The sequence below is a fragment of the Neohoeflea coraliihabitans genome (assembly GCF_019334345.1).
Classification (GTDB): domain Bacteria; phylum Pseudomonadota; class Alphaproteobacteria; order Rhizobiales; family Rhizobiaceae; genus Pseudohoeflea; species Pseudohoeflea coraliihabitans.
Map to the genome: position 1 here is coordinate 1 of NZ_JAHWQX010000003.1, position 25,490 is coordinate 25,490.

At 62.7% G+C, this 25,490-nt stretch carries 26 protein-coding genes; 17 read left to right on the top strand and 9 right to left on the bottom strand.

All coding sequences use genetic code 11. The features are described from left to right. From KY465_RS11090 to KY465_RS11105, 5 genes are all read left to right on the top strand, one after another. Positions 1–210 (top strand): hypothetical protein (locus KY465_RS11090; protein WP_219201788.1); only part of this gene is annotated, 210 nt, incomplete at its 5' end. Between the two features lie 29 nt (positions 211–239). Beyond that, on the top strand, positions 240–917 hold the full coding sequence (locus tag KY465_RS11095; RefSeq protein WP_219201789.1) for a recombinase family protein: 678 nt from the start codon (positions 240–242) through the stop codon (positions 915–917). 15 nt (positions 918–932) lie between these two features. Continuing rightward, positions 933–1,073, top strand: coding sequence for a hypothetical protein (locus tag KY465_RS11100; RefSeq protein ID WP_219201790.1), 141 nt, complete (start codon positions 933–935; stop codon positions 1,071–1,073). Between the two features lie 12 nt (positions 1,074–1,085). Next, complete coding sequence (locus tag KY465_RS18790) at positions 1,086–1,529, top strand: XF1762 family protein (RefSeq protein WP_346432629.1); 444 nt, start codon at positions 1,086–1,088, stop codon at positions 1,527–1,529. 221 nt (positions 1,530–1,750) lie between these two features. Then, positions 1,751–2,098 (top strand): hypothetical protein, encoded by a 348-nt coding sequence (locus tag KY465_RS11105; protein WP_219201791.1) that lies wholly within the window; start codon positions 1,751–1,753, stop codon positions 2,096–2,098. Positions 2,099–2,463: 365 nt separating this feature from the next. On the opposite strand, the gene KY465_RS11110 is transcribed toward KY465_RS11105, so the two are convergent. Then, positions 2,464–3,327 carry a tyrosine-type recombinase/integrase gene (locus KY465_RS11110; RefSeq protein WP_255561626.1) on the bottom strand — a complete coding sequence of 288 codons (864 nt, stop codon included), beginning with the start codon at positions 3,325–3,327 and terminating at the stop codon, positions 2,464–2,466. A 210-nt stretch (positions 3,328–3,537) separates the two neighbouring features. Continuing rightward, positions 3,538–4,686, bottom strand: coding sequence for a porin (locus tag KY465_RS11115; protein ID WP_219201793.1), 1,149 nt, complete (start codon positions 4,684–4,686; stop codon positions 3,538–3,540). 641 nt (positions 4,687–5,327) lie between these two features. Here KY465_RS11115 and KY465_RS11120 point away from each other — a divergent pair. Then, positions 5,328–6,473: a porin gene (locus tag KY465_RS11120; protein WP_219201794.1), complete on the top strand. Its 1,146-nt coding sequence runs from the start codon at positions 5,328–5,330 to the stop codon at positions 6,471–6,473. Positions 6,474–6,580: 107 nt separating this feature from the next. On the opposite strand, the gene KY465_RS11125 is transcribed toward KY465_RS11120, so the two are convergent. Together KY465_RS11125 and KY465_RS18760 are read right to left on the bottom strand one after the other, a co-directional pair. After that, positions 6,581–7,495, bottom strand: a complete 915-nt coding sequence (locus KY465_RS11125; protein ID WP_219201795.1) for an alpha/beta fold hydrolase — start codon at positions 7,493–7,495, stop codon at positions 6,581–6,583. A gap of 119 nt (positions 7,496–7,614) precedes the next feature. Next, on the bottom strand, positions 7,615–9,702 hold the full coding sequence (locus KY465_RS18760) for a lytic transglycosylase domain-containing protein (RefSeq protein WP_219201796.1): 2,088 nt from the start codon (positions 9,700–9,702) through the stop codon (positions 7,615–7,617). Positions 9,703–10,036: 334 nt separating this feature from the next. Between KY465_RS18760 and dapA the strand changes: the two genes are divergently transcribed. Then, positions 10,037–10,918 carry a 4-hydroxy-tetrahydrodipicolinate synthase gene (gene dapA / locus KY465_RS11135; RefSeq protein ID WP_219201797.1) on the top strand — a complete coding sequence of 294 codons (882 nt, stop codon included), beginning with the start codon at positions 10,037–10,039 and terminating at the stop codon, positions 10,916–10,918. Continuing rightward, positions 10,918–11,394 (top strand): SsrA-binding protein SmpB, encoded by a 477-nt coding sequence (gene smpB / locus KY465_RS11140; RefSeq protein WP_219201798.1) that lies wholly within the window; start codon positions 10,918–10,920, stop codon positions 11,392–11,394. The genes dapA and smpB overlap by 1 nt, the downstream gene beginning before the upstream one ends. 26 nt (positions 11,395–11,420) lie before the next feature. Here the strand turns inward: smpB and KY465_RS11145 are convergent, their stop codons facing one another. Further along, a complete protein-coding gene (locus KY465_RS11145; RefSeq protein ID WP_219201799.1) occupies positions 11,421–12,131 on the bottom strand; it encodes a uracil-DNA glycosylase in 711 nt (236 codons plus the stop codon). A 1-nt stretch (position 12,132) separates the two neighbouring features. Continuing rightward, the gene (locus KY465_RS11150) at positions 12,133–12,717 is read right to left on the bottom strand and encodes a LabA-like NYN domain-containing protein (protein WP_219201800.1); all 585 of its coding nucleotides are present in this window, start codon (positions 12,715–12,717) and stop codon (positions 12,133–12,135) included. Positions 12,718–13,019: 302 nt separating this feature from the next. Here KY465_RS11150 and rpoZ point away from each other — a divergent pair, with 302 nt between their 5' ends. The 9 genes from rpoZ (at position 13,020) to KY465_RS11195 (ending at position 20,867) form a co-directional block, all read left to right on the top strand. Beyond that, positions 13,020–13,427 carry a DNA-directed RNA polymerase subunit omega gene (gene rpoZ, locus KY465_RS11155; protein WP_219201801.1) on the top strand — a complete coding sequence of 136 codons (408 nt, stop codon included), beginning with the start codon at positions 13,020–13,022 and terminating at the stop codon, positions 13,425–13,427. Between the two features lie 97 nt (positions 13,428–13,524). Continuing rightward, positions 13,525–15,750 carry a RelA/SpoT family protein gene (locus KY465_RS11160; RefSeq protein ID WP_219201802.1) on the top strand — a complete coding sequence of 742 codons (2,226 nt, stop codon included), beginning with the start codon at positions 13,525–13,527 and terminating at the stop codon, positions 15,748–15,750. 167 nt (positions 15,751–15,917) lie between these two features. Continuing rightward, on the top strand, positions 15,918–16,502 hold the full coding sequence (locus KY465_RS11165) for a DUF2062 domain-containing protein (RefSeq protein ID WP_219201803.1): 585 nt from the start codon (positions 15,918–15,920) through the stop codon (positions 16,500–16,502). 38 nt (positions 16,503–16,540) lie between these two features. Further along, positions 16,541–16,957: a holo-ACP synthase gene (gene acpS / locus KY465_RS11170; protein WP_219201804.1), complete on the top strand. Its 417-nt coding sequence runs from the start codon at positions 16,541–16,543 to the stop codon at positions 16,955–16,957. Between the two features lie 180 nt (positions 16,958–17,137). Next, on the top strand, positions 17,138–17,881 hold the full coding sequence (gene lepB / locus KY465_RS11175; protein WP_219201805.1) for a signal peptidase I: 744 nt from the start codon (positions 17,138–17,140) through the stop codon (positions 17,879–17,881). Continuing rightward, the gene (gene rnc / locus KY465_RS11180) at positions 17,878–18,597 is read left to right on the top strand and encodes a ribonuclease III (RefSeq protein ID WP_219201806.1); all 720 of its coding nucleotides are present in this window, start codon (positions 17,878–17,880) and stop codon (positions 18,595–18,597) included. Before lepB ends, rnc begins: the two co-directional genes overlap by 4 nt. Then, positions 18,590–19,549, top strand: coding sequence for a GTPase Era (era, locus tag KY465_RS11185; RefSeq protein WP_428983017.1), 960 nt, complete (start codon positions 18,590–18,592; stop codon positions 19,547–19,549). Before rnc ends, era begins: the two co-directional genes overlap by 8 nt. Positions 19,550–19,563: 14 nt before the next feature. Continuing rightward, positions 19,564–20,346, top strand: a complete 783-nt coding sequence (gene recO, locus KY465_RS11190; RefSeq protein WP_219201808.1) for a DNA repair protein RecO — start codon at positions 19,564–19,566, stop codon at positions 20,344–20,346. Beyond that, positions 20,343–20,867 carry a PaaI family thioesterase gene (locus KY465_RS11195; protein WP_346432630.1) on the top strand — a complete coding sequence of 175 codons (525 nt, stop codon included), beginning with the start codon at positions 20,343–20,345 and terminating at the stop codon, positions 20,865–20,867. Before recO ends, KY465_RS11195 begins: the two co-directional genes overlap by 4 nt. Positions 20,868–20,944: 77 nt before the next feature. Here the strand turns inward: KY465_RS11195 and KY465_RS11200 are convergent, their stop codons facing one another. From KY465_RS11200 to KY465_RS11210, 3 genes are all read right to left on the bottom strand, one after another. Further along, positions 20,945–22,960, bottom strand: coding sequence for a PhoX family protein (locus KY465_RS11200; protein ID WP_219201809.1), 2,016 nt, complete (start codon positions 22,958–22,960; stop codon positions 20,945–20,947). Between the two features lie 199 nt (positions 22,961–23,159). After that, complete coding sequence (locus tag KY465_RS11205) at positions 23,160–24,113, bottom strand: LysM peptidoglycan-binding domain-containing protein (RefSeq protein ID WP_219201810.1); 954 nt, start codon at positions 24,111–24,113, stop codon at positions 23,160–23,162. A gap of 103 nt (positions 24,114–24,216) precedes the next feature. Continuing rightward, positions 24,217–25,470 carry a phenylacetate--CoA ligase family protein gene (locus KY465_RS11210; RefSeq protein ID WP_346432631.1) on the bottom strand — a complete coding sequence of 418 codons (1,254 nt, stop codon included), beginning with the start codon at positions 25,468–25,470 and terminating at the stop codon, positions 24,217–24,219. Between the last annotated feature and the right edge of the window lie 20 nt (positions 25,471–25,490).

The window sequence follows — 25,490 nt, forward strand, 5'->3', positions numbered from 1 at the left end:
ATCGCTGCCCACGAAGGGGTCGTAAACGTTCGGGCGCACGATACCCGACCGCTCACGCTCTCCAAGATGCGACAACCTTATACGCTCACCCTGGAGCCGGAACTGGTGGAAAGGTTGAAAGCGTGGATCGCGCGGCAGGATTTCCCGCCGGCGCAGAATGCTGTCGTTGCTCGCGCGATCGAGAAGTATCTCGAAGAGAATGGCGGCTAGGATCAAGTCTCAAAACCCAATCCAGACCGATGGCGACGATGGCGAAAAGCGGTAAGGAAACAGCGTCCAAATCCGAGAACCCGCCCCGGCGGATGATCGGCTACGCTCGCGTCTCCACCGCTGACCAGAACCCCGACATGCAGGTCGCCGCGCTGCGTGCCTACGGGGTGCCAGAAGCCTTAATCTTCGTGGATAGAGCGAGCGGCAGCACCTTGGACCGCCCGCAATTCATCCGCGCTCTGAAGTTCGCGCAACACCCCGGAACGGAGTTCGTCGTCTGGAAGCTCGACCGCCTCGGTCGCACGCTGGAAGGCATCATCGAAGCCCTTGCCCTTCTCGAATCTCGGGGCCTGAAGTTCTTCAGCCTGACCGAGCGGGTCGACATGACGACACCTATGGGCAAGGCCATGCTGCAGATGATGGCAGTCGTTGCCGAGCTTGAGCGCAACCTGATCGTGGAGCGCACCAAGGCGGGAATCGCCCGTGCCCGTGAGCGCGGGGAGCGAGGCGGCCGGCCCATCGCAATGACCGCGGCGCGCGTCGAAGTGGCGGACATGATGCTGCGCCTCGGCCAGCGCGGCAATGAGGTTTGGGAAGCCCTCAAGCCCCTGTCCGACGTGCCGATCAGCCGGGCGGCTTACTTCGCCTGGCAGAAGCAATGGGATGCCGGGGAGGTTACGGATCTGCCCGGCGATGACGAAGTCTGAAAAGGAGCAAGGGCGATGAAGAGTTCGGATTATATTTGTGATTTTTCGTGGTTGGTCTATTTCGCGTTCTTCGGCATGGCCTGCGGCGCGCTGTTGCTGATAGGCGCGTTGGGTGGCCTGATATGGTTCATCGTGAACCATGTGCAGATTGTCTGAAAAGGAGCGAAGGTGTTGGAGCGACTGGCCATCTCACTGCAAGAAGCGAATGATTTTGTTGCCAAGCATCACAGGCATCACCCGCCTGTGATCGGGCACAAGTTCAGCCTCGCGGCGGTGAAGGGTGGCGAGGTCGTCGGGGTCTGCATAGTTGGTCGCCCGGTGTCGCGCATACGCGATGACGGCGGAACGCTCGAAGTTACGCGCCTTTGCACAGACGGCACCCGCAATGCTTGTTCTTTCCTCTACGGCGCAGCTGCCAGAGCGGCCTTTGCACTCGGGTATCAGCGGCTTGGGACATACATCATGTCGTCGGAGGGCGGCGCGTCTCTTCGCGCTTCCGGGTGGCGGCTTATTGGGTCAGTAGCTCCGCGCTCTTGGAATACTCCAAGCCGTCCGCGTGTCGACCGGCACGAGATTGCCCAGCGTGAGCTTTGGCAAGTCGAATCCAGATAGGAGCGAGGCGATGCAGCCGACCAGCGTTGCGCCACTCGTCGCTTGGCCCTGGCGGCTGCGATGGCTCGGCCCGGAAGGGCGAGAGCGGGGCGGTCGGTGCATTCACTGTGGGCGTGATGTTGCGATCTCTGGCCCTTGCCGCCCGGTCTGCATCTATTGCGGAATAGATCGCGGTCTTGTTGATCCTCAAGATCACCCAATCCAGTAAAGGAGCAAAGGCGATGAAAATTCTAGATGCCGCGGCATTCCTCGACATGCCCCCCGGCACGGTCTTTGCCTTTGGCCCGGCCTTTGCGTTCTCGGGATTGAAAATCAAAGAGGCTTCGATCCGTGGCGACACGTATTGGGGCTTTTGGGCCTGTGATCCATGCTGGGTGGATGCCGGCGATAGCGGCGAGGCGGTCGACCGCCTGCGCGACATGCAGGAAAACGGCGCGTCTTTCCCTATGGATGCCAGCGGCTCAAAATACATGAGTTATGATGGCGATGACTTTGAGTGCTTCTTGGTATTTGAGCCCGCTGATCTCGATCGGTTGCGCTCGATCATGGGTAACGGTGATTGGGGATAATCCAACAAAGGAGCAAAGGCGGTGCGATTGGACCCCTATAACCGGATCATGAGGGCAGCAAAGGACGGGGCCGGTGTCCACCTAGACGCGGAAGAGGTCCGCGCGCTAGCGATGGATTCCGCAATTGTGACCCGCGCTGGCGTTGTCGCTGAAGATCGAAAGTTGTGGCTGGAGCAGTTGCGGCTAGGCCAGCCTGTGCCGCGCTACTTCGGCCCAGAGTAGGAGCCGATCCGCACAAAAACGACACAGCATCAAGCTAAGTCATTGCATCTGGGGAAGGTTCTTCGCCCTTAGCAGGGGAGCGCCTTCGACCACTCGGCCACCTCTCCGCGCGGCCCGTTTGTTAGCGGAGTGCGCGGCGCTAATCAACCGGTTTTACCGTAATCGAGTTTTACCGCTGCCGCGGCGGTTTTCGGTTCCTGCAGCGCATCGAGGGCGCGGGCGCACTGGTCGAGGTCATTGGTCGCTAGATGCGCATAGCGGATGGTGATCTGAATCGTCTGATGACCGAGAAAGGTCTGGACGCGGCGCAGGTCGATACCGGCCTGGACGAGGCGCGAGGCGCAGGTGTGGCGCAGAATGTGCGGCACCATGTTGGGATCACCGGCAAAGCCGCATTCGACGCGGGCCTTGTTCCAGTCATACTTGAAATTCTGATAGGCGATGGCGGCGAACGGTCCCTTGGGATCGGAACGCCTGATCGCGGCCAGTGCGAGACGGGCGCGGCGGGTCAGCGGCACCGAGCGGCTGCGGCCGGATTTGGTGATCCAGAAGGTGACGGTGTCGCCGTGAATATCGTTCCATTTCAAGGCCAGAGCCTCGCCGACGCGCGCGCCGGTGTCGACCAGGAAACGGCACAGCCGGGCGTGGTCGGGATTGCGGCGCTCGATGGCGGCAAACATCGCGGCCTCTTCGGATGCGGTCAGGAAGCGCACCCGGGCATTGCGTTCCCGCAGCCGCAGATAGGTTGGCAAACGTGCGATCTGTCCCGCCCTTTCCGCCTTCTTCAGCAATTTGAAGAGGGCTGCAAGCTTGCGGTTGATGGTGGAGTTGCGGTTGCCCTTTTCGCGGAAGTAACCGACCAGGCGGTCGATCACGGCATCGTCGATCGCCTTGATGCGATGCCGGTCCAGGAAGAGAGCGATCTCGTCGATGAAAATGCGACAGGAGTTCTTGTGCCTGCCATTTTCCCACAGAGCACCGGAATGCTCCGTCCACAACCGTCTCAAATCAATTTCGACGTCGTGTTTGCTTGCACGCTCGTCAATTAAACTATGATTATACAGCAATATATAATGATCCAAATCAACAATACTGTCGCTATAAACATCAGTTTTCAATTTGGAACAACTTGTCTTGGCTTTTGATCAGGAAGCCGCCGCGGATACAGGTCTGGGAACCGGCGGCTGTCGCCGCCGGTCCCGTGTCGTCAAAGGGTCTTAGAAGGTGCGCTGGACGCGGACGCCGGCGCCGAAGTCCCCATCGTCGGTGCCGCTAGCTTCGTAGAAGCCGACTTCCGGGGTGATCGTCAGGCCCGGAACCAGTTCATAGGCGACGTTACCGACGAGGGACCATTCGTCGTCAGCAGCCGAGTTGCTGTCCGCCCAGCCGGCCTGAAAGTTGAACGTGGCGCGTTCGGAGACGACGAAGGAGCCGCCACCGTAGATGGCGAGGGTTTCGTCGGTGTCGGGGCCATTGGCCCAGGTGGTGTAGGCGGATTCGTTTTCACCGTACATGACCATCACGAACATGGAGAGCTGGTCATTGAAGGTGACGTCGGCACGAACCTTACCGGCAAGGCCGCCATACAGTTCACCACCGAAATCGTCACGGCTGTCCCAGCCGATGACGGCAGCAAGATCAACCATGCCGAAGGTGACGCCAAGACCGGCCACCACATGCGGCATGTAATCCTGAATGCCCCAGCCTTCCTGGCCGGAAGTGGTGTCCGTGTCGGTGAAGCTGTCATTGCCCTGCTCAACCGCGATACCGGCGCGCCAGTTGCCGCCCGAATAGGTGTAGCTGATCAGGTTGGTGTCGAACGGACCGTAGCCGCCGCCCATTGTATCGTGGACCACCGCGCCGGCATAACCGGTCCAGGTGGTGAAGAACGAGTCGGACTTGCCAAGGCGCAGACCGCCGAGCTGGATCCAGGCATGGTTCAGGTCGTAGGAGTTGTCGTTGACGTAGCCATCGGCAGCGCCCGAGCTCGGATCGTCACGGTCCTCGGCTTCAGAGGTATTCCAGTCGTAGCGCAGCTCGGCATAGGTGCGCAGGGTGCCCAGTTCGGTCTCGGTGGCGGTGTTGACCTGCAGCGAGAAGCGGACGTCCTGGTCGTAGGTGCCGTCACCGGTGGCCGATTCGGCTTCCCAGAGATCAGCGCCGAAGATGTCGTAACGGACATAGCCGCCGATGCTCAGGCAGGTTTCCGTGCCCGGGATGTAGAAGTAGCCGGTGCCGAAAGCGTCGCAGACGCGGACATATTCGACGGGCTCAGGCTCGATCGCGACGATAGCGTCGGCGGCGCGAGCACCGGAAACTGCAACCAGGGCTGCAGCGGAGCCGAGGAGAAGGCTCTTGATGTTCATGTTTGACCTCCAGTCAAATATGAAGGCGTCGCCGGCCAGAACAGGCTAAAACATTGAAATTATTAAGTTTTCATTGGAGATGTGCTGAAAAAGACCGTGTTCCGGCCGCCTCGTCTCGCGCGCACCTTATTATAGGCGCGCTCGCGGAACGGCGCGTCAGAGCCGGACTTGACGCTGCGCACCAGTCAAACAGAGCTGCATCATTGCCGCTGCTTCTTGCCTGATGAGCAGCCCGACATGGCCCCCGCCTGGCCCCCACCTGACTTGAAAGCGTGCGCGGCGACGTCTGATTCCCTCCCGGTGCCGCGCGGCTGTCTTTTCGGCCGCGGGAATCGGCTGATTCCCCCTCCTGTCAGCCAAAAGCTGCGATTCTGGCCGGTGAGACGCACGCCAATTCCTAATGCTTTCCTAACAAAACCGCTGGCAGTCGCCGAATTCGTGTCATTTGTGCAACAGGGTGGGGGGAAGGGGTATGTGCGGCGGCCTGCCGGGCCGTGTTCGTCGTTGCAAGCCCGGCGGCTGCGAGTATGGTCGATCTCGAAGCCAAGGCGGACATCGTCTTTCTTCGTCTTTTGGGGATGGGGTTGGGGACAGCTCCTAGCAAGACCCAAGCCCGTTAAACTTTTGACTGGAGGTCAAACATGAACATCAAGAGCCTTCTCCTCGGCTCCGCTGCAGCCCTGGTTGCAGTTTCCGGTGCTCGCGCCGCCGACGCTATCGTCGCGATCGAGCCTGAGCCCGTCGAATATGTCCGCGTCTGCGACGCTTTCGGCACCGGCTACTTCTACATCCCGGGCACGGAAACCTGCCTGCGTATCGGCGGCTATGTCCGTTACGACATCTTCGGTGGTGATCTCTGGGAAGCCGAATCGGCCACCGGTGACGGCACCTACGACCAGGACGTCCGCTTCTCGCTGCAGGTCAACACTGCCACCGAGACCGAGCTGGGCACCCTGCGCACCTATGCTGAGCTGCGTTACGACTGGCGCACCGCTGGCGCCACCGATCGTGACAACCCGATCGAAGACGATGCTGACGGCTACGTCAATGAAAACGTCTACGACCTGAACCATGCCTGGATCCAGCTCGGCGGTCTGCGCCTTGGCAAGTCCGATTCGTTCTTCACCACCTGGACCGGTTATGCCGGCGCGGTGATCCACGATACGATGGGCGGCGGCTACGGTCCGTTCGACACCAACCTGATCAGCTACACCTATTCGGGTGCCAACTGGCGCGCCGGTATCGCGGTTGAGCAGGGCAACGACAACTTTTTTGACACTGCCGGCGGCGCTACCCGCGTTGGCTGGGGCATCGACGACTACATGCCGCATGTGGTTGCCGGTCTCGGCGTGACCTTCGGCATGGTTGATCTTGCCGGTGTTATCGCCTGGGACAGCCGTGATGACATTGGTCTGACCGAGTATGGTGGCTGGGCCGGTAAGTTGCGCGCCGACGTCACCTTCAATGACCAGCTCTCCATGTGGGTGATGGCCATGTACGGTGAGAATTCTTCGGCGTACACCACTTGGGCTAACGCCGGTGACGACGAAACCTTCGCCGTTTACGGTGGTGGTTCCTATGCGTTCTCCGACCGCGCCAGCTTCAACTTCCAGGCTGGCTGGGCTGAGAGCAACTCGGCTCTTGACGATGAATGGTCGATTGTGGCCAACGTTGCCTATGAACTGGTTCCGGGTCTGACGATCACCCCGGAAGTCGGCTTCTACGACGATGGCACTGACGATGACGGCGACTTCGGTGCCGGCGTCCGCGTCCAGCGTTCGTTCTAATTGAACCCACGGTTCAGTTAAAAGAAACCCGGCAGCTCGCGCTGCCGGGTTTTTTCGTTTTCGCTTTCCCCGTCATATGATGGAGGGGCGCGGACAGCCAGTGGCAGTCAGGTGGCGTTGCTCGCATCAATGGCGCGCAGGAAATCCATCACGCGTTCGCCCACCCCGCCGAGATGCAGGAACGGCGCATGGCCCTGGCCGATGGCGGTATAGCTTTCGCCACCGGGGGCGCGCTGCAGCATCTCGCTGACGGTTTCTTCTGACAGCAGGGTCGAGTTCTCGCCGCGCAGGATCAGCAGCTTCCTGCCTTCGGCAAGAGCGTCGAATTGCGGCCAGAGCGTCGGCAGCGGCGCATCGAAATTCATGGTCCGCAGCGGCTCGAGCAATCTCGGATCATAGTCCGGGCGCAATGTGCCATCTTTTCCTTCGACATAGACGCATTCGGCGAAGTGGCGCCAGTCGGCGGCGCCCAGTGCCGGAAAGGCCTTGGCGTGCACGGCCCGCTGGCGCGTGGCGGCAGCATTCCAGTCGCCCGGGGCCGTGCTGGCGTCGGCGGCGGCGAGATAGGCCTTGATCTGCGCCAGGCCGGCAGTCTCGATGACCGGGCCGATATCATTGAGGATTGCCGCTGCGATAAGTTCTGCGTGTGTGGCGGCGAGGGCGTGCAGGATCAGCCCGCCGCGCGAGGTGCCGAGAAAGATGGCGCGATCAATGCCAAGCGCCGCAAGGCCGGTGAGAAGGTCCTCGGTTTCCTGGGCAATGGTGTAGGTGGCCGGATCGGCGCGCGCCGAGCGGCCGCGTCCGCGGTAATCGAAGGCGATGACGCGCCGGGCGATGCTGTCATCGGCAGCGATCATTGCGGCAAGGCGGGCGAAGTCGCGATGATTGCGGGTCAGCCCGGGAAGGCAGATCAGCGGCAGGCGGGAGGCCTCGGACGGCTCGGACGTGCCGTAGTTGCGGGCGTAGAGCCGCAGTCCGTCACTGCTTTGGTACCAGACATCTTCGGCGCGGGCGGCAGGCATGGCCGGTCTCCTTCAGGTTGAAGGCTGATGCATAGGCCATTTGCCGGTGCGCCGATAGCGGGAAGGCGGCAATGGAGCCCCCGCCATGCTTGGCAAAAAGCGTGAACAGCGCCGCGGGGTCAGCCGCGGCGGCCGAAACGCAGATCCTCGGCAAGGTTGGCGGGCTGACCGAGGCGGGCCTTGTAGACCTGGTAATTCTCGAGCACGTGCTGAACGTAGTTGCGGGTCTCGGGATAGGGAATCTTCTCGACCCAGTCGATGATGTCGGCGAGCGGCATGCCGCGCGGGTCGCCAAAGCGCTCGATCCACTCACCGACGCGCCGCGGGCCGGCATTATAGGCAATGAAGGTCAAGATGTAGGAGCCGTCGAAACGGTCGATCTGCTCGTCGAGATACAGCGTGCCGAGCGTGGCATTGTAGGCGGCGTCGGAGACCAGACGGTTCGGCGAATAGGCAAGGCCATTGCGGCCCGCCACGGCGCGGGCGGTTCCGGGCAGCAATTGCAGCAGGCCGCGGGCATTGGCGGGCGAGACGGCGGCGACGTTGAAGGCGCTTTCCTGGCGGGCCACGGAATAGGCGAGGGCGCGCCCGGCCCCGGCGGTGTCGGCATCGGCCGGCAGGGCACCGAGCGGGAAGGCGAGCGGGGCGACGTCGAGACCGCGATTATAGGCGATCTTGCCGATCTGCAGGCACAGGCGATGGTCATCGCGCTGCTGCGCCAGTCCGACCAGTTGCGCAATCTCCGCCGGGTCTTCAAGGGTTTGCGCCAGACTGCGATAGAGCCGGCGGGCGCGCTCTTCAAAGCCCAGTTCCTGCAAACGCTTCAAGGCACGAACGGCGGGACGGGCGGAAAATTGGGCCTCATCTGCGGCGGACACGTCCGGCTCGGGCAGATCAAGCGTGTCGATCCCGAGGGCTGCCGTGGCCAGTTGCCCGTAATAGCTCCCCGGGTGTTTTGCCGCTTGCGCATAATGCTCTTGCGCGAGGCTGTGGCGGGCCTTTGATTTCGTCTCATCGCCGGTCTCGGCCGGGGCGGCCTCAAGGCTGCGCGCCGTCCAGTAGGCGGCGCGGGCGCGCGTGGCGGGGGTCGTGGCGATGGCCGAGAGCCGGTTGAAATGCACCAGCGCCTTGTCGGGATCGTTCAGGCCGCTCAGGGCGACCCAGCCGGCATGGAATTCCGCCTCGGCGGCAATCTTCGGTTCGCTGGCGCGATGCGCTGCAAAGACGCGGTAAGCGCGCTCGGGATCTCCGGCCTCCCACAGAGTGCGGCCGACAATGCGTTGCTCGACCCACCATTCCTCGGGATCGACAAGCGCCTCATCATCCTCCGGCATGGTTTCAAGCAGGGCTGCCGCCGCTTCGATATCATCCATCTGGCGCAGCCTGCGGATGCGCAGGTAAAGAAGCGCCGGGTCATCGGCGAAGGCGGCATCGACCTTGTCGATGGCGGCTTCGGCCCGTTTGGGCGAGCGGATGGTCTGCACCCAGGCCTGGTAGAGCGATTCGGCTCCGGCGAGGCGCGCCGGTGCAAGCGCCGCGGAAATGCGATCGCGATACAGCAGCCGCTGCATGCGGCGGAGATGGTCGGAGGGCTGGAGATAGTCGCTGAATTCGCGATTGAACACCGTGGCGGTCGCGGGGTCGAGATCGATGTCGGCCCACAGGGCGCGCACGCCCGCCTCGGCCTGCTTCGACCGTCCCGCCTTGCGCAGGGCGCGCAGCAGGGCAATGCGGCCGGCAAGGGTTTCGGGCTGGCGTTCACCGAAATAGGCGAGCGTCGTGGCGGCGTCCGGATTGCCGCGGTAAAGGGCACGTTCGAAGTTGGCGGCGATGCGTTCTTCCTCGGGCCAGTCGGCAAAATCCTCGCGCAGCGCGCTGAGGGTCTCGAGATCAATGCGGCGATCGCTGGACAGCGCCAGGCTGAAGCTCAGGACGCGGCGGTCGAATGCGTCTTCGGCCATTGCCGCATGAATGTTCAGGGCCGTCTCGAGATCGCCATCATCGAGCGCCGCCAGAGCATTCTTTAGCGTCGGGACGATCACCACCTTGCCGTCGGCATCGAGCTGCGGCTTGGCGACGGGCACCGGCATCGGCACTTCCAGGGCGCCGGCGATCGGAGGCAGGGCAGGCACGATGGCCAGCGCGACAAGCAGCGACAGCACGGACGCCGGCAGGCGGATGCAAGTTGAATGACGGCGATTCGGCATATGGTCTCCTGGACAGTGCCGCGGCGGCAAGCCTTTGATCAGCCCCGTCCGCCAGTGTCGCGCAGGGGTGTTAACAGGGGCGTTAACGGGAGATTTCGCGGCGGCGGTCCCCGATAAACAGGGGCAATCCGGCAGAATTTTGATTTCAGGCAAATCCGCCGGTGGCGTCAGCGGCGGCCGGGTGTCCCTTTTTGGCCCGTTCGGGCGGCCAAATCTGCCGCTGAACAGACGGCAAACCTTTCGCATTCGGGGAAATTCCTGTAACGGCAGGACTGTCCGAATTCCGGCCGCTCTGGCCGGGGCGGCTTTCGTGTGCGTTATCTTGGAGACTGCCATGTTCAAAGGGTCAATTCCTGCCCTCGTCACGTCCTTCACCGCAACCGGGGCGGTGGATGAAAAGGCGTTCGCGGCGCATGTTGACCGGGTCATCGTCGCCGGCAGCCATGGCGTCGTGCCGGTGGGTACGACCGGCGAATCGCCGACGCTGAGCCACGAGGAACACAAGCGGGTGGTCAATCTCTGCGTCGAGACGGCCGGCGGCCGGGTGCCGGTGATCGCCGGGGCCGGCTCGAACAACACCGTCGAAGCCGTCGATTTCGCGCGCCACGCGGAAGCGGCCGGGGCGGACGGGATCCTCGTTGTCACGCCCTATTACAACAAGCCGACGCAGAAGGGGCTGTACAGCCATTACGGCGCGATCGCCGATGCGACGCGGCTGCCGATCATCATCTATAATATTCCGGGACGCTCGGCGGTCGACATGAGCGTCGAGACGATGGCGGCGCTCAGCCGCGACTTCAGGACGATCGTCGGGGTCAAGGATGCCACCGGGCGGCTCGAGCGGGTCGCCGAACAGCGCATGGCCTGCGGCGCGGATTTCGTGCAGATCTCCGGCGAGGATGCGACGGCGGTCGGCTACAATGCGATGGGCGGTGTCGGCTGCATTTCGGTGACCGCCAATGTTGCGCCGGAGCTGTGCGCCGAGATGCAGGATGCGACGCTGTCCGGCAATTACGCGCGGGCGCTCGAACTGCAGGATCGCCTGATGCCGCTGCACAAGGCGATTTTCCATGAGCCCGGCGTCTGCGGCACGAAATATTGCCTCAGCCGGCTCGGCTATATGGAAGGAACCGTCCGCTCGCCGCTGGTCGATGTCGGTCCGGAGACCGCCGCCATGCTCGATGCGGCGATGACGCATGCGGGTCTGACCGGCTGATGGCAGCAAAGAAGAAACCGTCCAGCAGCAATGTCGTCGCCGACAATCGCAAGGCGCGCTTCAACTACGAGATCGTCGAGACGCTCGAAGCCGGATTGCAACTGACGGGCACCGAGGTCAAGTCGCTGCGCGAGGGCAAGGCGAATATCAGCGAATCCTATGCCAGCGCCGAGGACGGCGAAATGTGGCTGATCAATTCCTACGTGCCGGAATATCTGCAGGGCAACCGCTTCAACCACGATCCGCGGCGGCGGCGCAAGCTGCTGCTCAAGGGGCGTGAAATCGCCAAGCTCGCGGCGGCGGTGGCGCGCGATGGCATGACGCTTGTGCCGCTGAAGGTGTATTTCAACGATCGCGGGATGGCCAAGCTCGAGCTGGCGCTGGGCAAAGGCAAGAAACTGCACGACAAGCGCGAGACCGCCAAGGAGCGCGACTGGAACCGCCAGAAGGCGCGTCTGCTGCGCGACAACGGCTAAGTCCCGACCCCAAGTCGTCCGGCCGCTCAGCCTAAAAAGCGCGCCACATTCTGAAAGACCGCGTCGAACATCTCGGGTGTCAGACGGCCGGTGTTGGTGTTGTAGCGTGAGCAGTGATAGCTCGAGAAAATGCGCAGGCCATCGATCTCCGTTTCGGCAGCATGGCCGAAGGGATGCGCGGCGAGGCGCCCGCCGAGCGTGCGGATCGTGCTGTCGTGGGAGATCTTGCCCAGCGTGACGATGGCCCGCAACCGCGGCAGGGCCTCCATGCTGGCGCTGAGAAACTGGCGGCAGGTGTTGATCTCGGCGCCGACCGGCTTGTTTTCCGGCGGAACGCAGCGCACGGCATTGGTGATCGCCGTGCGGGCCAGCTGCAGGCCATCATCGGGGCGGGCGGCAAAGGTGCCCCTGGCAAAACCGTGGCGGATCAGTGTCGCATACAGAAGATCGCCGGCGTAGTCGCCGGTGAAGGGGCGGCCGGTGCGATTGGCGCCGCGCAGGCCTGGCGCCAGGCCGATGATCAGGAGTTCGGTGGTGTCTGCTCCGTCGGCCGGATACCAGGTCGGCACCGGCCCGTTGTGCCAATCGGGATGGGCTCGCCGCGTGGCGAGAATATAGGCGCGCAGGCGCGGGCACAGCGCGCAGTCGTGCGGCGGTTCGATGACGGCGTCGGAGATGCTGCGGGCCGGGTTGCCGGATTTATCGGGGTTGCGGTGTGCACGGTCCGGGCGGGCCATCTCAGTCCTCGTAGGCGTCGTCCTCGGCCGCTGCGGCCGGTGCCCGCATCGGACGCTCCGACGGATCGCGCCCGACTTCCTTTTTCAGTGAAGCCAGGTCGATGAAGTGGTCGGCCTGGCGGCGCAAATCGTCGGCGATCATCGGCGGCTGGGTGGCCAGGGACGAGACGACCGAAACCTTGCGGCCCTTGCGCTGCAACGCCTCGACCAGCGTGGTGAAGTCGCCATCGCCGGAGAAAATGACGATGTGATCGACGACCGCGGCCTGTTCCATGGCATCGATGGCCAGTTCGATGTCCATGTTGCCCTTGACCTTGCGGCGGCCGGCGGAATCGGTGAACTCCTTGGCCGGCTTGGTGACGACGCGGTAGCCGTTATAGTCCAGCCAATCGATCAGCGGACGAATAGAGGAGTATTCCTGATCTTCGATCAGCGCCGTGTAATAATAAGCACGCAACAGATAGCCACGCTGGGAAAACGCCTTTAGCAGGCGTCGGTAATCGATATCGAATCCGAGGCTCTTGGAGGCGGCGTAAAGATTGGCGCCATCTATAAAGAGGGCAATCTTTTCGCGGGAATCGAACATTGGAGGCTCCTGAAATGGCGGAAGGGATTAGGTTTCGGTCAGGGACAAGGTCGGATTTCAGCAAAAAGCTGGCTAAGTGCGTGTCCTGTAAGGATTTCGGTCCAAGGGGGTATCGCGTATGCTACCTGCGCGTACCTTGCAATACGTAAATAAATGGGTGACGTCCCGTAGGCTACTATAACCATTTTCGCATCGATGCGGGCCGATATCTGCGCAAAAAACCTGCCGTGGCCTTGAAATTGCCGCGTAAGGCGTTTACCGAGCAGGTTGATCCCGAAAAAACCGTTTAAGAAGGACAGGCCATGGCCCGCGTCACAGTCGAAGATTGCATCGACAAGGTCGAAAACCGTTTCGAACTGGTGCTTCTGGCCAGCCATCGTGCCCGCCAGGTGTCCCAGGGCAGCCAGATCACGGTGGACCGCGACAATGACAAGAACCCGGTTGTCGCCCTGCGCGAGATTGCCGATGAGACCCTGTCTCCCGGCGATCTGAAGGAAGATCTGATTCACTCGCTGCAAAAGCATGTGGAAGTCGATGAGCCGGAGCCCGATCACGCCACCAGCCTGGTGCAGCCGGAAGCGGCCTCCGAAGAAGCGCCGGCGGCTGAAGAGCCCGCCGATGAAGGCATCTCGTTCTCGTCCATGTCGGAAGAGGAACTGCTGGCCGGCATCGAAGGGCTTGTCCCGCCGGAGAAAAGCGACGATTATTGATCGGAACACTGTTTCGACACTCAATTTCACGAGTGAATGCGCCGGCGGTTCTCCTTCGGCGCATTTTTACTTGTGACCTCTGCGGAGCCGATTTCCCATGATGCGCCAGTACGAGCTCGTCGAGCGCGTGCAGTTCTACAAGCCGGACGTCAATGAAGCCTTGCTCAACAAGGCTTACGTCTACGCAATGCAGAAGCATGGCAAGCAAAAGCGGGCGAGCGGCGATCCCTACATTTCGCATCCGTTGGAAGTGGCGGCGATTCTCACCGAGATGAAGCTCGACGAATCGACGATCGCCGTGGCGCTGCTGCACGACACCATCGAGGATACCTCGGCGACCCGGCAGGAGATCGACGGTCTGTTCGGCGAGGACATCGGCCGTCTGGTCGAGGGTCTGACAAAGATCAAGAAACTCGACCTGGTTTCCAAACGCGCCAAGCAGGCGGAGAACCTGCGCAAATTGCTGCTGGCGATCTCCGACGATGTGCGGGTGCTGCTCGTCAAGCTGGCCGATCGCCTGCACAACATGCGTACGCTGGAGTACGTGCCGGAAGAAAAACGGGCGCGCATCGCCGAGGAGACGATGGACATTTATGCGCCGCTGGCCGGCCGCATGGGCATGCAGGACATGCGCGAGGAGCTCGAGGAACTGGCGTTCAAGACGCTGAACAGCGAAGCCTACGAGACGGTGATCAACAAGCTTGACGAGATTTCCGGCCGCAAGGAAGGTCTGATCCGGACGATCGAGGAGGAACTGGGCGGCCTGTTTGCGCAGGAGGGTCTGGAAGCCGAGGTCAGGGGGCGGCGCAAAAAGCCCTATTCGGTGTTCAAGAAGATGCAGACCAAGTCGCTGTCCTTCGAACAATTGTCGGATATTTTCGGCTTTCGCATCCTGACGAACTCGACCGCAGACTGTTACCGGGCGCTGGGGATCGTGCACATGCGCTGGCCGGTGGTGCCGGGCCGCTTCAAGGATTACATCTCGACCCCCAAGCAGAACGACTATCGCTCGGTGCATACCACGATCGTCGGTCCCTCGCGGCAACGCGTCGAGCTGCAGATCCGCAGCCATGCGATGCACCGGGTGGCGGAGATGGGCGTTGCGGCGCATGCGCTCTACAAGGACGGCGTGGCCAGCGATGACGGCAAGCTGCGTTCGGGCGACTCGCGGGCCTATACCTGGTTGCGCAAAACCATCGAAGCGTTGTCGGAGGGCTACAATCCGGAGGAATTTCTCGAGCATACCAAGCTCGAACTGTTCCACGACCAGGTCTTCTGCTTCACCCCGAAAGGACAACTCATTGCCCTGCCGCGCGGTGCCACGCCGATCGACTTTGCCTATGCGGTGCACACCGATATCGGCGACACCTGCGTCGGCTGCAAGATCAATGGCCGGGTCATGCCGCTGGTGACTCGCCTGGCCAATGGCGACGAGGTGTCGATTCTGAGATCAGACAAGCAGGTGCCGCCGCCGGCCTGGGAAGAGGTGGTGGTGACGGGCAAGGCGCGCGCAGCCATCCGCCGCGCCACCCGGACGGCCGTGCGCAAACAGTATTCCGGTCTCGGGCAGCGGATCCTCGAACGCGCATTCGAGCGGTCGGGCAAGGTGTTTTCGCGCGATGAACTGGGGCCCGTCTTGCACCGGCTGGGCCAGAAGGAAACCGACGATGTGCTGGCCGCCATCGGGCGGGGAGAGATTTCTTCAGACGACGTGCTGCGGGCCATCTATCCCAACCATCAGGAAAGCCGCGTCGTCAAGCAGAAGCCGACGGATGAAGGATGGTTCAACCTGCGCAACCGCGCCGGGATGATTTTCCGCCTGCCGGGCTTTTCCAAACGCAAGGCGGGAACACGCAAGGGGGGGCGGGAGACATCGGCCGTGCCGATCCGCGGGGTCGATGCCAACACCAGCGTGCGCTTTTGCACCGGCGGCGCCGTGCCCGGCGATCGCATCATCGGCATTCTTGAACCGGGCGCCGGCATCACCATCTATCCGATACAGTCTCCCGAGCTGACCGCCTTTGACGACGAACCGGAACGCTGGGTGGACATTCGCTGGGATATCGACGAGCACAATCGCAACCGTTTTCCGGCGCGTATCTGGGTTTCGGGGATCAATGCACCCGGAACGCTGGCAGAAATTACCGCGCTTGTGGCCGACAACGACACCAATATCGAATCAATGACCATGCGCAAGGTCGCGGCAGATTTCACCGACATGATCTTTGATCTTCAGGTCTGGGATCTCAAGCATCTCAATCTGCTGATCACGCGTTTGAAGAATCTCGAATGCGTGTCCAGCGTCGAGCGTCTTTACGAATAGGTCCCAGTATCGGTGTGGCGCTTATCGTCATCGGGATCGCGGCCGGGTGGGCGCGGAAGCTTAAAATGTTTACAGAATCTTGGGTGGCATGCGTCATAGTCGGACAGAGCCGTTGATTGCGCCGCCTCTGTCTTATCGTTGACATAAAGGATTAGAATACCGGATCCATGCTGTTTCGCCGACGCCGACCTCTGAGATTTTGGGGCAAGTTGCGCATTGCGCTCTGGCCCAGCCGCTCGTTCTCGCGCTCGTTTCAGTATTTCATCAAGCGCGTGCTGCGTTTGACGGCGACGCCGCATGCCATCGCAGCCGGGGTCGCGGCCGGCGCTTTCACATCCTGTACGCCGTTGCTCGGGTTTCACTTCCTGCTGTCCTTCGCATTGGCCTATGTCATTGGCGGAAACCTGGTGGCGGCAGCGCTCGGCACCGGTTTCGGCAATCCACTGAGCTTTCCGTTCATCTGGGCTGCGACCTACAAGACCGGCAATTTCATGATCGGCGTCGAGGGCAGGCGGGCCGGAGATCATATCGACCTCTACAGCCTGCTCAGGCACATGGATATGAGCCAGATCTGGGGTCCGGTGTTAAAGCCGATGCTGATCGGTGCATTGCCGCTCGGCCTGGTGGTCGGTTCGATCTTCTATCTCGTCACCTACTGGTCGGTGAAGACCTTCCAGCTGCGGCGACGCACGCGGCTGGAAGAGCAGGCGCGGGCGCGCTTGTCGCGCCTGTCGAACGGATCACCGGCCTGAGGGCGATCATTGCGCCGCATGCTGCAAGGAGTTGAGAGATGATTGTCGGTATCGGCAGCGACCTGATCGATATTCGCCGGGTGGAACGGACGCTGGCGCGGTTTGGCGAGCGGTTCACCACGCGCTGCTTTACCGAAATCGAGCGGCAGAAGTCCGACCGTCGACGGCTGCGCGCCGCCTCCTATGCAAAGCGGTTTGCCGCCAAGGAGGCCTGCTCCAAGGCGCTAGGGACCGGTCTGGCCCAGGGTGTGTACTGGCGCGACATGGGCGTGGTCAATCTGCCGGGTGGCAAGCCGACCATGCGCCTGACCGGCGGCGCCGCGGCACGTCTGGCGGCGATGATGCCGGCCGGATGCGAAGCGGTGATCCATCTGACGATTACCGACGATTTTCCCCTGGCACAGGCCTTCGTGATCATCGAGGCGGTCGCGGAGCCTAAGGCGGGCCCGGCCTGAGCCATTTGCACAGCCTGGATAGCTGAATGGCCGGGGAGCGGTCCGCTTGGCGCGAAGGCGGTTGCCGTTGCGCGAGCAAAGGAGTAGACAGGCCGCAATCCGCGCCGGGCGCGCATTTGATGCCAGAAGCCGGGCGGTGGAACGTCGCCGTCACGGCCCTCGAAAAGGGATAGATCGGACGTGTCGGAAGAAGCCAAGTCCAGTTCCAGCAGTTTGTGGGAAAATATCAAGGTTCTGATCCAGGCACTGCTCCTGGCGCTGGTGATCCGTACCCTGCTGTTCCAGCCCTTCTCGATCCCGTCCGGGTCGATGATGTCGACCTTGCTGATCGGCGATTATCTGTTCGTCTCGAAATACTCCTACGGCTATTCGAAATATTCGATCCCGATGTCACCGGATCTGTTCGATGGCCGGATCTGGGGCAGCGAACCCGAGCGCGGCGATGTCGCCGTGTTCCGTCTGCCGAGCGATCCAAGCGTTGATTTCATCAAGCGGGTGATCGGGCTGCCGGGGGATCGCGTGCAGATGCGCGAGGGCCGCCTGTTCATCAATGACGAGCCGGTAGAGCGCGAGCAGGTCGGTACGTTCGAGGCCGATGACGGCAGCGCGGGCGAGGGCGTGCCGCTTTATCGCGAGACGCTGCCGAACGGGGTAAGCTACAACACGCTCGACCTGACACCGAATTCGCCCGGCGACAACACCCGCGAATTCGTCGTGCCGGACGGCCATTATTTCATGCTCGGCGACAATCGCGACAATTCGTCCGACAGCCGCTTTTCCGTGGGCTATGTGCCGCTGGAAAATTTCATCGGCCGGGCGACGATCATCTTTTTCTCGATCAGCGATGACACTTCGCCGCTGGAAATCTGGAAGTGGCCAAGCGAGTTGCGCTTTGACCGCTTCTTCAAATCCGCGCAAAGATGAGTGCCCCGAAAAAAGCGGCTGACGAGATTGTCGACGCGGTTGCGGCGCGCATCGGCTACCGGTTCACGGACGGGGACCGCTTGCTGCGGGCGCTGAGCCATTCGAGCCTGCGCGATGGTGGCGGCGGCAATTATGAACGCCTCGAATTTCTCGGTGACCGGGTGCTCGGCCTGTGCGTCGCCGAGTTGCTGTTCAAGCATTTCGGTGATGCCGACGAGGGCGAATTGTCGGTGCGCCTCAATCATCTGGTGTCGGCGAAGACCTGCGCCGAAGTGGCCGATGAGTTGAAGCTGCACGAATTCATCCGAACCGGCGCTGATGTGAAGAAACTCACCAGCAAGCGCCTGGCCAATGTTCGCGCCGATGTGATCGAATCGCTGATCGCGGCGATCTATCTCGAGGCGGGGCTGGAGGAAGCCCGGCGGTTCGTGGCGGCGCAGTGGAGCGAGCGGGCCCTGAAAAGCGGCTCGGCGCAGCGCGATGCGAAGACCGAATTGCAGGAATGGTCGCATCAGAAGTTCGGTTCGACGCCGGTCTACAGGGTTGCCGAGCGCAGCGGCCCGGATCATGATCCGGTGTTCAAGGTTGTGGTCGAGGTCAAGGATGGCCAGTCGGCTAATGGCGAAAGCCGCTCGAAGCGGATGGCCGAACAGGCGGCAGCCGGCGCTTTCTTGCGGCGCGAGGGCATCTGGAAACAGGACGATGGCGATGAATGACAGCGGCGAACCGACAGCAGAAAATGATGGCGGTTCCGGCAGCGCCGGTGACACCGAGGCGCCGACGCGCTCGGGATTCGTGGCGCTGATCGGTGCCCCGAATGCCGGCAAGTCGACGCTGGTCAACCAGTTTGTCGGCGCCAAGGTGTCGATCGTCTCGCACAAGGTGCAGACCACGCGGGCCATCGTGCGCGGCATCGCCACGATCGAGCGGACACAGATCGTCTTTATCGATACGCCGGGCATCTTTGCACCGCGCCGGCGGCTGGACCGGGCGATGGTCACGACCGCCTGGGGCGGGGCCAAGGATGCCGATGTGGTGATGGTCCTGATCGATGCCGAACGGGGCCTGAAGGGCGATGCCGAGAAGCTGCTCGAGGCGCTCAAGGACGTGCGGCAGCCGATGGTGCTGATTCTCAACAAGATCGACCAGGTCAAGCGCGACACGCTGCTGGCGCTGGCTGCCGCCGCCAATGAAAAGGTCAGTTTCGAACGCACCTTCATGATCTCGGCGCTGAATGGCTCGGGGGTCACCGACGTCGGCAGCTACCTGGCGGCGCGTCTGCCGGAAGGGCCGTGGTATTACCCCGAGGATCAGATTTCCGATCTGCCGATGCGCCAGCTGGCTGCCGAGATCACCCGCGAGAAGCTGTATCTGCGGCTGCATCAGGAACTGCCCTATTCGTCGCATGTCGAAACGGAGAGCTGGGAGGAGAGGAAGGACGGCTCGGTGCGCATCGAGCAGGTGATCTATGTCGAGCGTGAAAGCCAGCGCAAGATCGTGCTTGGCAAGAATGGCGAGGCGATCAAGGCCATCGGCCAGATGGCGCGCAAGGAAATCGGCGAGATTCTCGAGCAAAAGGTGCACCTGTTCCTGTTCGTCAAGGTGCGGCAGAACTGGGGTGATGATCCCGAGCGCTATCGCGAAATGGGCCTCGAATTCCCCCGTTGAGGAGCCGATGAGGCATGGAATGGCGTGACGAGGGCATTCTTCTCGGGCTTCGCAAACATGGTGAGACCTCGGTGATCGCCGAGGTGATGACCCGGTCGCATGGGCGTCATATGGGGATTATCCGCGGCGGCCGGTCGCGGCGGATGCAGCCGGTGCTGCAGCCGGGCAATTCCGTATCGCTGGTCTGGCGGGCGCGGCTCGACGAGCATCTCGGTCAGTATCAGGTCGAGCCGCTGGTGGCGCGGGCCGGCCGGTTGATGGAAAGCGCCATCGGGGTGCACGGCGTGCAGGCGATGGCGGCGCTGCTGCGGCTCTTGCCCGAACGCGACTCGCACCAGCGGCTGCACGATGCATTCGCGATCATTCTCGACAGTTTCGATGACCCGGCCCTGGCGGGTTCGATGTATGTGCGCTTCGAACTGGCGGTGCTCGAGGATCTCGGCTTCGGACTTGACCTGACGCGCTGCGCGGCGACCGGCAGCCGTGACCGGCTGATCTTCGTGTCGCCGAAATCCGGGCGGGCGGTGTCGGCCGATGCGGGCGCGGCGTGGGCCGATAAGCTGCTCGCCCTGCCGAGCTTTCTGCACAGCGGCGATGCCGCCAGCGACACGGCGGAAGGCCTGGCCGCGGCGTTCGCGCTGACTGGCTATTTTCTGCGCCGGCATGTCTTCGAACCGCGCGGCCTGCCTGAACCGGCGGCGCGCGCCGGGCTCGAGACGGCGGTGCAGAGACAGCTTGGCGCCAAGCCGGCATCCGATCGAGACAACAGAACCACACCCGAGGACGAGAACCTGTGAGACAAGACACTGCAAAAGTCGATCGACGCGGTCGCGAAGTCGGGGTCATTCCCCTTGCGACGGTCGCCGAGGAAGGCGGGCTTTCGGTGATGCGCGGCATGCTTGAGGGGCGCCTGGCCAATCCTCCGATCGCCCGCACCCTGGACATCTGGCTGACGGAGGTTGATGAGGGGCGGGTGGTGTTTGCCGGTGCGCCGGCCGCAGATCACCTCAACCCGCTCGGGACGGTGCATGGCGGCTGGGCGAGCACGATCATGGATTCGGCGCTGGCCTGCGCTGTGATGACGACGCTGGCGCCGGGCGAGGGCTACACGACGGTGGAGTTCAAGGTCAATCTGGTGCGGCCGCTGCTGGCCGGAATGGGGGAGGTGAGCTGCGAGGGCAAAGTGGTGCATCGCGGACGCACCATCGCCACGTCGGAAACTTTCCTGCGCGACGGCACCGGCAGATTGCTGGCGCATGGCACCGAGACCTGCGCGATCTTTCCAATCGAACGGCTGAGCCGATCCGGCAAGTCCTGACGTTCCTGATGCGCCGTGGACGGCGAAAGGCGCCCCACCCGGGGCGCCTTCCAATTGCGTACATTCGGTAGGGCGGGTCAGGCCGCGCCGATCTTGCCGCCACCCTTCTTGGTGATCGTCACGACGGCGGGGCGCACCGGCATGTCATCGCGGAAATCGGGCCAGCGGGTGGCGGGCGCTTCATAGGTTGCCAGTCCCTCGTCACCGGGGTGCTGGACAGCGCAGAACAGCGTTTGTCCACTGGGGTCGAAGACCGGACCGCACATTTCGGCGCCGACCGGTACGCGGAAGAACAGCCGCGATGTGCCGCGCGCCGCCCCCTCCGTATCGACCGCCCAGAGGCCATCCGTGCGGCCCGTCTTCTTTTCGGAATTGCCGTCGGTGCTGACCCAGAGACGGCCATCGGCGTCGGTGGCGCAGTTGTCCGGCATGCCGAACCAGCCGTTCTCGGTGGTTGCCGGATTGAAGGAGGCCCCGACCTCGGCGATGGAAGGATCGCCGCATTTGAGGAGGATTTCCCAGGTGGAGCGGGTTGCCGCGAAGTCGCCGTCCGGCTCGGTGATCTCGATGATATGGCCGAAGGCGTTCTCGGCGCGCGGATTGGCGGCGTTCTCGTCGCCAGGCTGGCGTTTGGTGTTGTTGGTCAGCATGCAGTAGACCTTGCCGGTAACCGCATTCGGTTCAACGTCTTCCGGCCGGTCCATCTTGGTGGCGCCGAGCAGATCGGCGGCTCTGCGAGTCTCGACCAGAACGTCAGCCTGGCTTGCAAAACCGTTCTCGGCGGTGAGGCCGTTGTCACCGAAGACAAGCGGCATCCAGTCCAGCGTGCCATCCTCGTTGAACTTGGCGACGTAGAGCGTGCCGTCATCGAGAAGATCCATATTGGCGGCGCGATTGTCCGGATCGAAAGTGCCGGCGGTCACGAATTTGTAAATGTAGTCAAAGCGTTCGTCGTCGCCACAATAGGTGACGACGCGTCCGTCCTTGTTGACGACGCTTTCAGCGCCTTCGTGCTTGACGCGGCCGAGGGCGGTACGCTTTTTCGGCTTTGCGTTCGGGTCCTGCACATCGACCTCGACGACCCAGCCGAAGCGGTTGGCCTCGTTGGGTTCCTTGCTGACGTCGAAACGCTCGTGGTGCTCGCCCCAGCTGTACCAGCCGGCGGGCACGCCATAGCGTTCATAGTTGGCGGTTTCGCGATGTCCTTCCGGCAGGGCGCCGCGGAAATAGCCATGGAAGTTCTCCTCGGCCATGAGGAAAGTGCCCCAAGGCGTGACGCCGCCGGCGCAATTGTTCAATGTGCCCTTGACGAGTTTGCCGGAGGGATCGGCGTTCGTCTTGACGCGGTCATGACCGGCGACCGGCCCGCTGAGCTCCATCTCAGTGCCAAGATGGATGCGCCGGTTGTAGCGGCTGTCGAGGACCGGGTGCCATTTTCCGTCTTCATCGCGGCGGATCTCGATCACGGTGCCGCCATGCGCCGCCATCTCGATGTCGACAATTGTGCGCGTGAATTCGCCAAGCTCGACCTTTTCGCTGGCTTCGATGCCCTTTTCCTTGTCTTCCTCGACCTTCACGATCCTGGCGAATCCGGGGAACATCAGTTCGGCATTGGTGTATTCGTGGGTCACGACCAGCAGACCACGATCATCGGCGCCATCGAGCGGAATGAAGCCGACATAGTCGTTGTTGTAGCCGAACTGCCGGAGCTGGCTTTCAGGCGTCTGGTTGTCCGGATCGAATTCCGGGGAATCGGCAAACACCTTGTCGCCCCAGCGCAGCAGCACGTCGGCGTCATAGCCCTCGGCAACATGGTGGGTTTCATCGACCCCGGCTGTCACCTCATCGAAGGTGAAGGCCGATCCGGAAGCGGCGTGGGCCTCGCGCGCGGCCATCAGGGCCACCGGGCTGACGGCGGCGCTGATGGCGCTGACTGCCAGGGCACCGCCGAGAAAACCGCGCCGCGACAGGCGCCCGTTGATGATATCGCCCATCGTCGGGTTGGCGGACGGGTTGCGGCCGATGTCCTCGCTTGCCTCGCGGATGTCAGTCAGGTTGATCAGATCGGTTTTCGGTTGTGTGTGCTTGGTCATGGTACCCTCGTTCAAAGCGGCCTCGACGGTGAGGTTCGTTTTCGAGGAGATACATGCCGGCGCCATATAAAGACCGTATGACAGTCAGGCGACCGCAGCTCGGAAACAGACAGGGCGCCGTAAAGGCGCCCTGTCTCGATCCTGGCGGCGCTGTCCCGCAGCCTTGACGGCGCGGCGCGCAGCCCATTGCGTTTTTGGCCTACTGCATCTTGGGGATGACCAGGGTGGTGCCGATTTCCAGATCATCCGGATTCACGGCCGGATTGGCCTCGGCAATCAGCGTCCATTTACGGGCATCGCCGTATTCGGACCTGGCGATGTTCCAGAGATTGTCGCCCCGCTTGACGGTGTATTCAGACGCATCCGCGCCGGCTGCCTCCTGCATCGCAGTGCTGGCGCTTTCGCCTTCGGCATCCGTGTCCGCAGACATAGAGTCATCGGCTTCGGCAGTGTCGTCCATCTCGGTTTCGGTGCTGCTTTCCATTTCGGTTTCGGCTTCGACTTCGGGAGCGGAAGAGCTCATCGTTGTCGCGCCTTCGGGAAGTTCCGGCAGCGTCACGCTGCTGCTGTCGTCGGAAGATGCGCTGTCTTCGGTGGACGCCTCGGCCTCGGTGCTGGCGGACGCATCGGCTTCGCTGGACATGTCTTCTGCGCCGGCGTCTTCGGCGTCGGTGTCTGCGGCGTCGGTTTCCGCGTCCATGCTGCCCTCGCTGTCTTCCTCCGCAGCAATGGCTTCCTTAACGGCTTCCGGTGCCGTCTCGGTGATGTCGCTGGCTTCTTCCAGGGGCTTGGGTGCCTCTTCCATGGCCTCGACAACATCCGCATCGCTGGCCATGTCCGCATCCGTTTCGGCGCCCGCATCAGCGCTGGCGTCGCTGTCGCTCTCCATGTCCGCGGTGCTATCTGCCGTTGCCGAGGCATCGGTCGACGCGTCCTCTTCGGTCACGGCGTCTTCCCCGGAGCCGGCCGAGACTTCGGCTTCCACCTGACCTTGCGTTTCGACCTCGATCTTGGGCGCGGACTGGCTGATTTCCATGGCTCCGGCGAGCGGTTCGGGCATCTTCGGCGCCGCCTCGTCTTGCGCGAGTGCCGAACCGGCAGCAAAACCGAAAGCGGAGACCGTCAGAAGCAGGCGAGCGGACAGGGTTTTCATGTGTTCCTCCAGGAGATCAACAGGGTCGTTTGTTCGTGAATGCAAAATAGCGCGAAAAGGCCGTCCCGCAAGCACAATGCCATTCTGCAAGGCAGGGGCTCGGTCAGGCGTCGTAGTCGCGTTCGTCGGCGATCACCTTGCCGTCATTGGGGAGACTTCCGGCGGCAACGATTTCAACCTCGCCCTTCATCTTGGTGTGGCTGGCAAGGGCGGCGGCGATGGCTTGCGCATCAGGCTCTGCCGCGGGTGCCGGTTCGATCTGAAGGCGCATTGCATCGGCGTCGCCCTGCCGGCTGACGACGAGCCGGGCTTTGGCGATCTGCGGAAATTCGGCAACCAGCGCGGCGATCTGCTTGGGATCGACAAACATGCCCTTGACCTTGGTGCGCTGATCGGCGCGGCCCATCCAGCCGGCAATGCGCTGTCCGGTGCGGCCGCAGGGGGAGGGGCCGGGCAGGATTTTTGACAAATCGCCGGTGCCGAAGCGGACCAGCGGGTAGCTGGCGTTCAGCGTCGTGACCACCACCTCGCCGACTTCACCGTCGGGCACCGGATCATCGGTGCCGGGGCGGACGATCTCGACGATCAGATTCTCGTTGACCAGCATGCCGGGAAGGGCGCTGCCGGTCTCGTCCGCCGTCTCGTAGGCGATGACGCCGATATCGGCGGTGGCGTAGCATTGCAGCGTGGCGATGCCGCGGTCGGTGTAATAGGTGCGCAGGGCTGGAAACAGGGCGCCGCCCGAGACCAAAGCGCGGGTGATGGAGCTCAGATCGCGCTGCATCGCGTCGGCTTTTTCGAGAATGACCTTGAGATAGTCCGGGGTGCCGGTGTAGCCGGCCGGCTTGAGGGTCGCCGCCGCTTCGACCTGCTGCTCGGTGTTGCCGGTGCCGGCGGGAAACACCAGGCAGCCAAGAGCCCGGGCGCCCTCATCGAGAATGAAGGCCCCGGGTGTCAGGTGATAGGAGAAGGCGTTGTGGACGATGTCACCAGCACGGAAACCGGCAGCATGCAGGGCGCGCGCCGACTGCCATGGATCGGCCCCCTGGCCCTGCGGTTCCCAGACCGGACCGGGGGAGAGAAACACCCGGTTGCCGCGCAGAGCCTCTGGATCGGCGAGCCCGCCAAACGGCGGCGCCTTGCTCTGCATGTCGACGAGATCAGCTTTGCGCATCACCGGCAGCGTCGCCAGGTGCTCGCGGCTGTCGAAGGCCTGCGGTTCGGGATGACCCAGCCAGTTGGCAAGCGCCGGCAGACGCGGCAGCTTGTCGGCCATCAGGGCGGAGAGAGCGGCAAAGGTGTCGCGCTCGCGCTTGTCCGGCGACCGGGTTTCCAGGGCGTCGAGGAATTTCGTCACGGCTTCCTCTTATGTCCGAG

Coding starts and splice junctions, on each gene's coding strand:
- KY465_RS11165 (WP_219201803.1), top strand. CDS start 15,918: ATGCTGTTTCGCCGACGCCGACCTCTGAGATTTTGGGGCAAGTTGCGC.
- dapA (WP_219201797.1), top strand. CDS start 10,037: ATGTTCAAAGGGTCAATTCCTGCCCTCGTCACGTCCTTCACCGCAACC.
- rnc (WP_219201806.1), top strand. CDS start 17,878: ATGAGTGCCCCGAAAAAAGCGGCTGACGAGATTGTCGACGCGGTTGCG.
- KY465_RS11145 (WP_219201799.1), bottom strand. CDS start 12,131: ATGGCCCGCCCGGACCGTGCACACCGCAACCCCGATAAATCCGGCAAC.
- era (WP_428983017.1), top strand. CDS start 18,590: ATGAATGACAGCGGCGAACCGACAGCAGAAAATGATGGCGGTTCCGGC.
- rpoZ (WP_219201801.1), top strand. CDS start 13,020: ATGGCCCGCGTCACAGTCGAAGATTGCATCGACAAGGTCGAAAACCGT.
- KY465_RS11205 (WP_219201810.1), bottom strand. CDS start 24,113: ATGAAAACCCTGTCCGCTCGCCTGCTTCTGACGGTCTCCGCTTTCGGT.
- KY465_RS11100 (WP_219201790.1), top strand. CDS start 933: ATGAAGAGTTCGGATTATATTTGTGATTTTTCGTGGTTGGTCTATTTC.
- KY465_RS11120 (WP_219201794.1), top strand. CDS start 5,328: ATGAACATCAAGAGCCTTCTCCTCGGCTCCGCTGCAGCCCTGGTTGCA.
- KY465_RS18760 (WP_219201796.1), bottom strand. CDS start 9,702: ATGCCGAATCGCCGTCATTCAACTTGCATCCGCCTGCCGGCGTCCGTG.
- KY465_RS11115 (WP_219201793.1), bottom strand. CDS start 4,686: ATGAACATCAAGAGCCTTCTCCTCGGCTCCGCTGCAGCCCTGGTTGCA.
- KY465_RS11095 (WP_219201789.1), top strand. CDS start 240: ATGGCGACGATGGCGAAAAGCGGTAAGGAAACAGCGTCCAAATCCGAG.
- KY465_RS11150 (WP_219201800.1), bottom strand. CDS start 12,717: ATGTTCGATTCCCGCGAAAAGATTGCCCTCTTTATAGATGGCGCCAAT.
- KY465_RS11105 (WP_219201791.1), top strand. CDS start 1,751: ATGAAAATTCTAGATGCCGCGGCATTCCTCGACATGCCCCCCGGCACG.
- recO (WP_219201808.1), top strand. CDS start 19,564: ATGGAATGGCGTGACGAGGGCATTCTTCTCGGGCTTCGCAAACATGGT.
- KY465_RS11160 (WP_219201802.1), top strand. CDS start 13,525: ATGATGCGCCAGTACGAGCTCGTCGAGCGCGTGCAGTTCTACAAGCCG.
- smpB (WP_219201798.1), top strand. CDS start 10,918: ATGGCAGCAAAGAAGAAACCGTCCAGCAGCAATGTCGTCGCCGACAAT.
- KY465_RS11200 (WP_219201809.1), bottom strand. CDS start 22,960: ATGACCAAGCACACACAACCGAAAACCGATCTGATCAACCTGACTGAC.
- KY465_RS11125 (WP_219201795.1), bottom strand. CDS start 7,495: ATGCCTGCCGCCCGCGCCGAAGATGTCTGGTACCAAAGCAGTGACGGA.
- acpS (WP_219201804.1), top strand. CDS start 16,541: ATGATTGTCGGTATCGGCAGCGACCTGATCGATATTCGCCGGGTGGAA.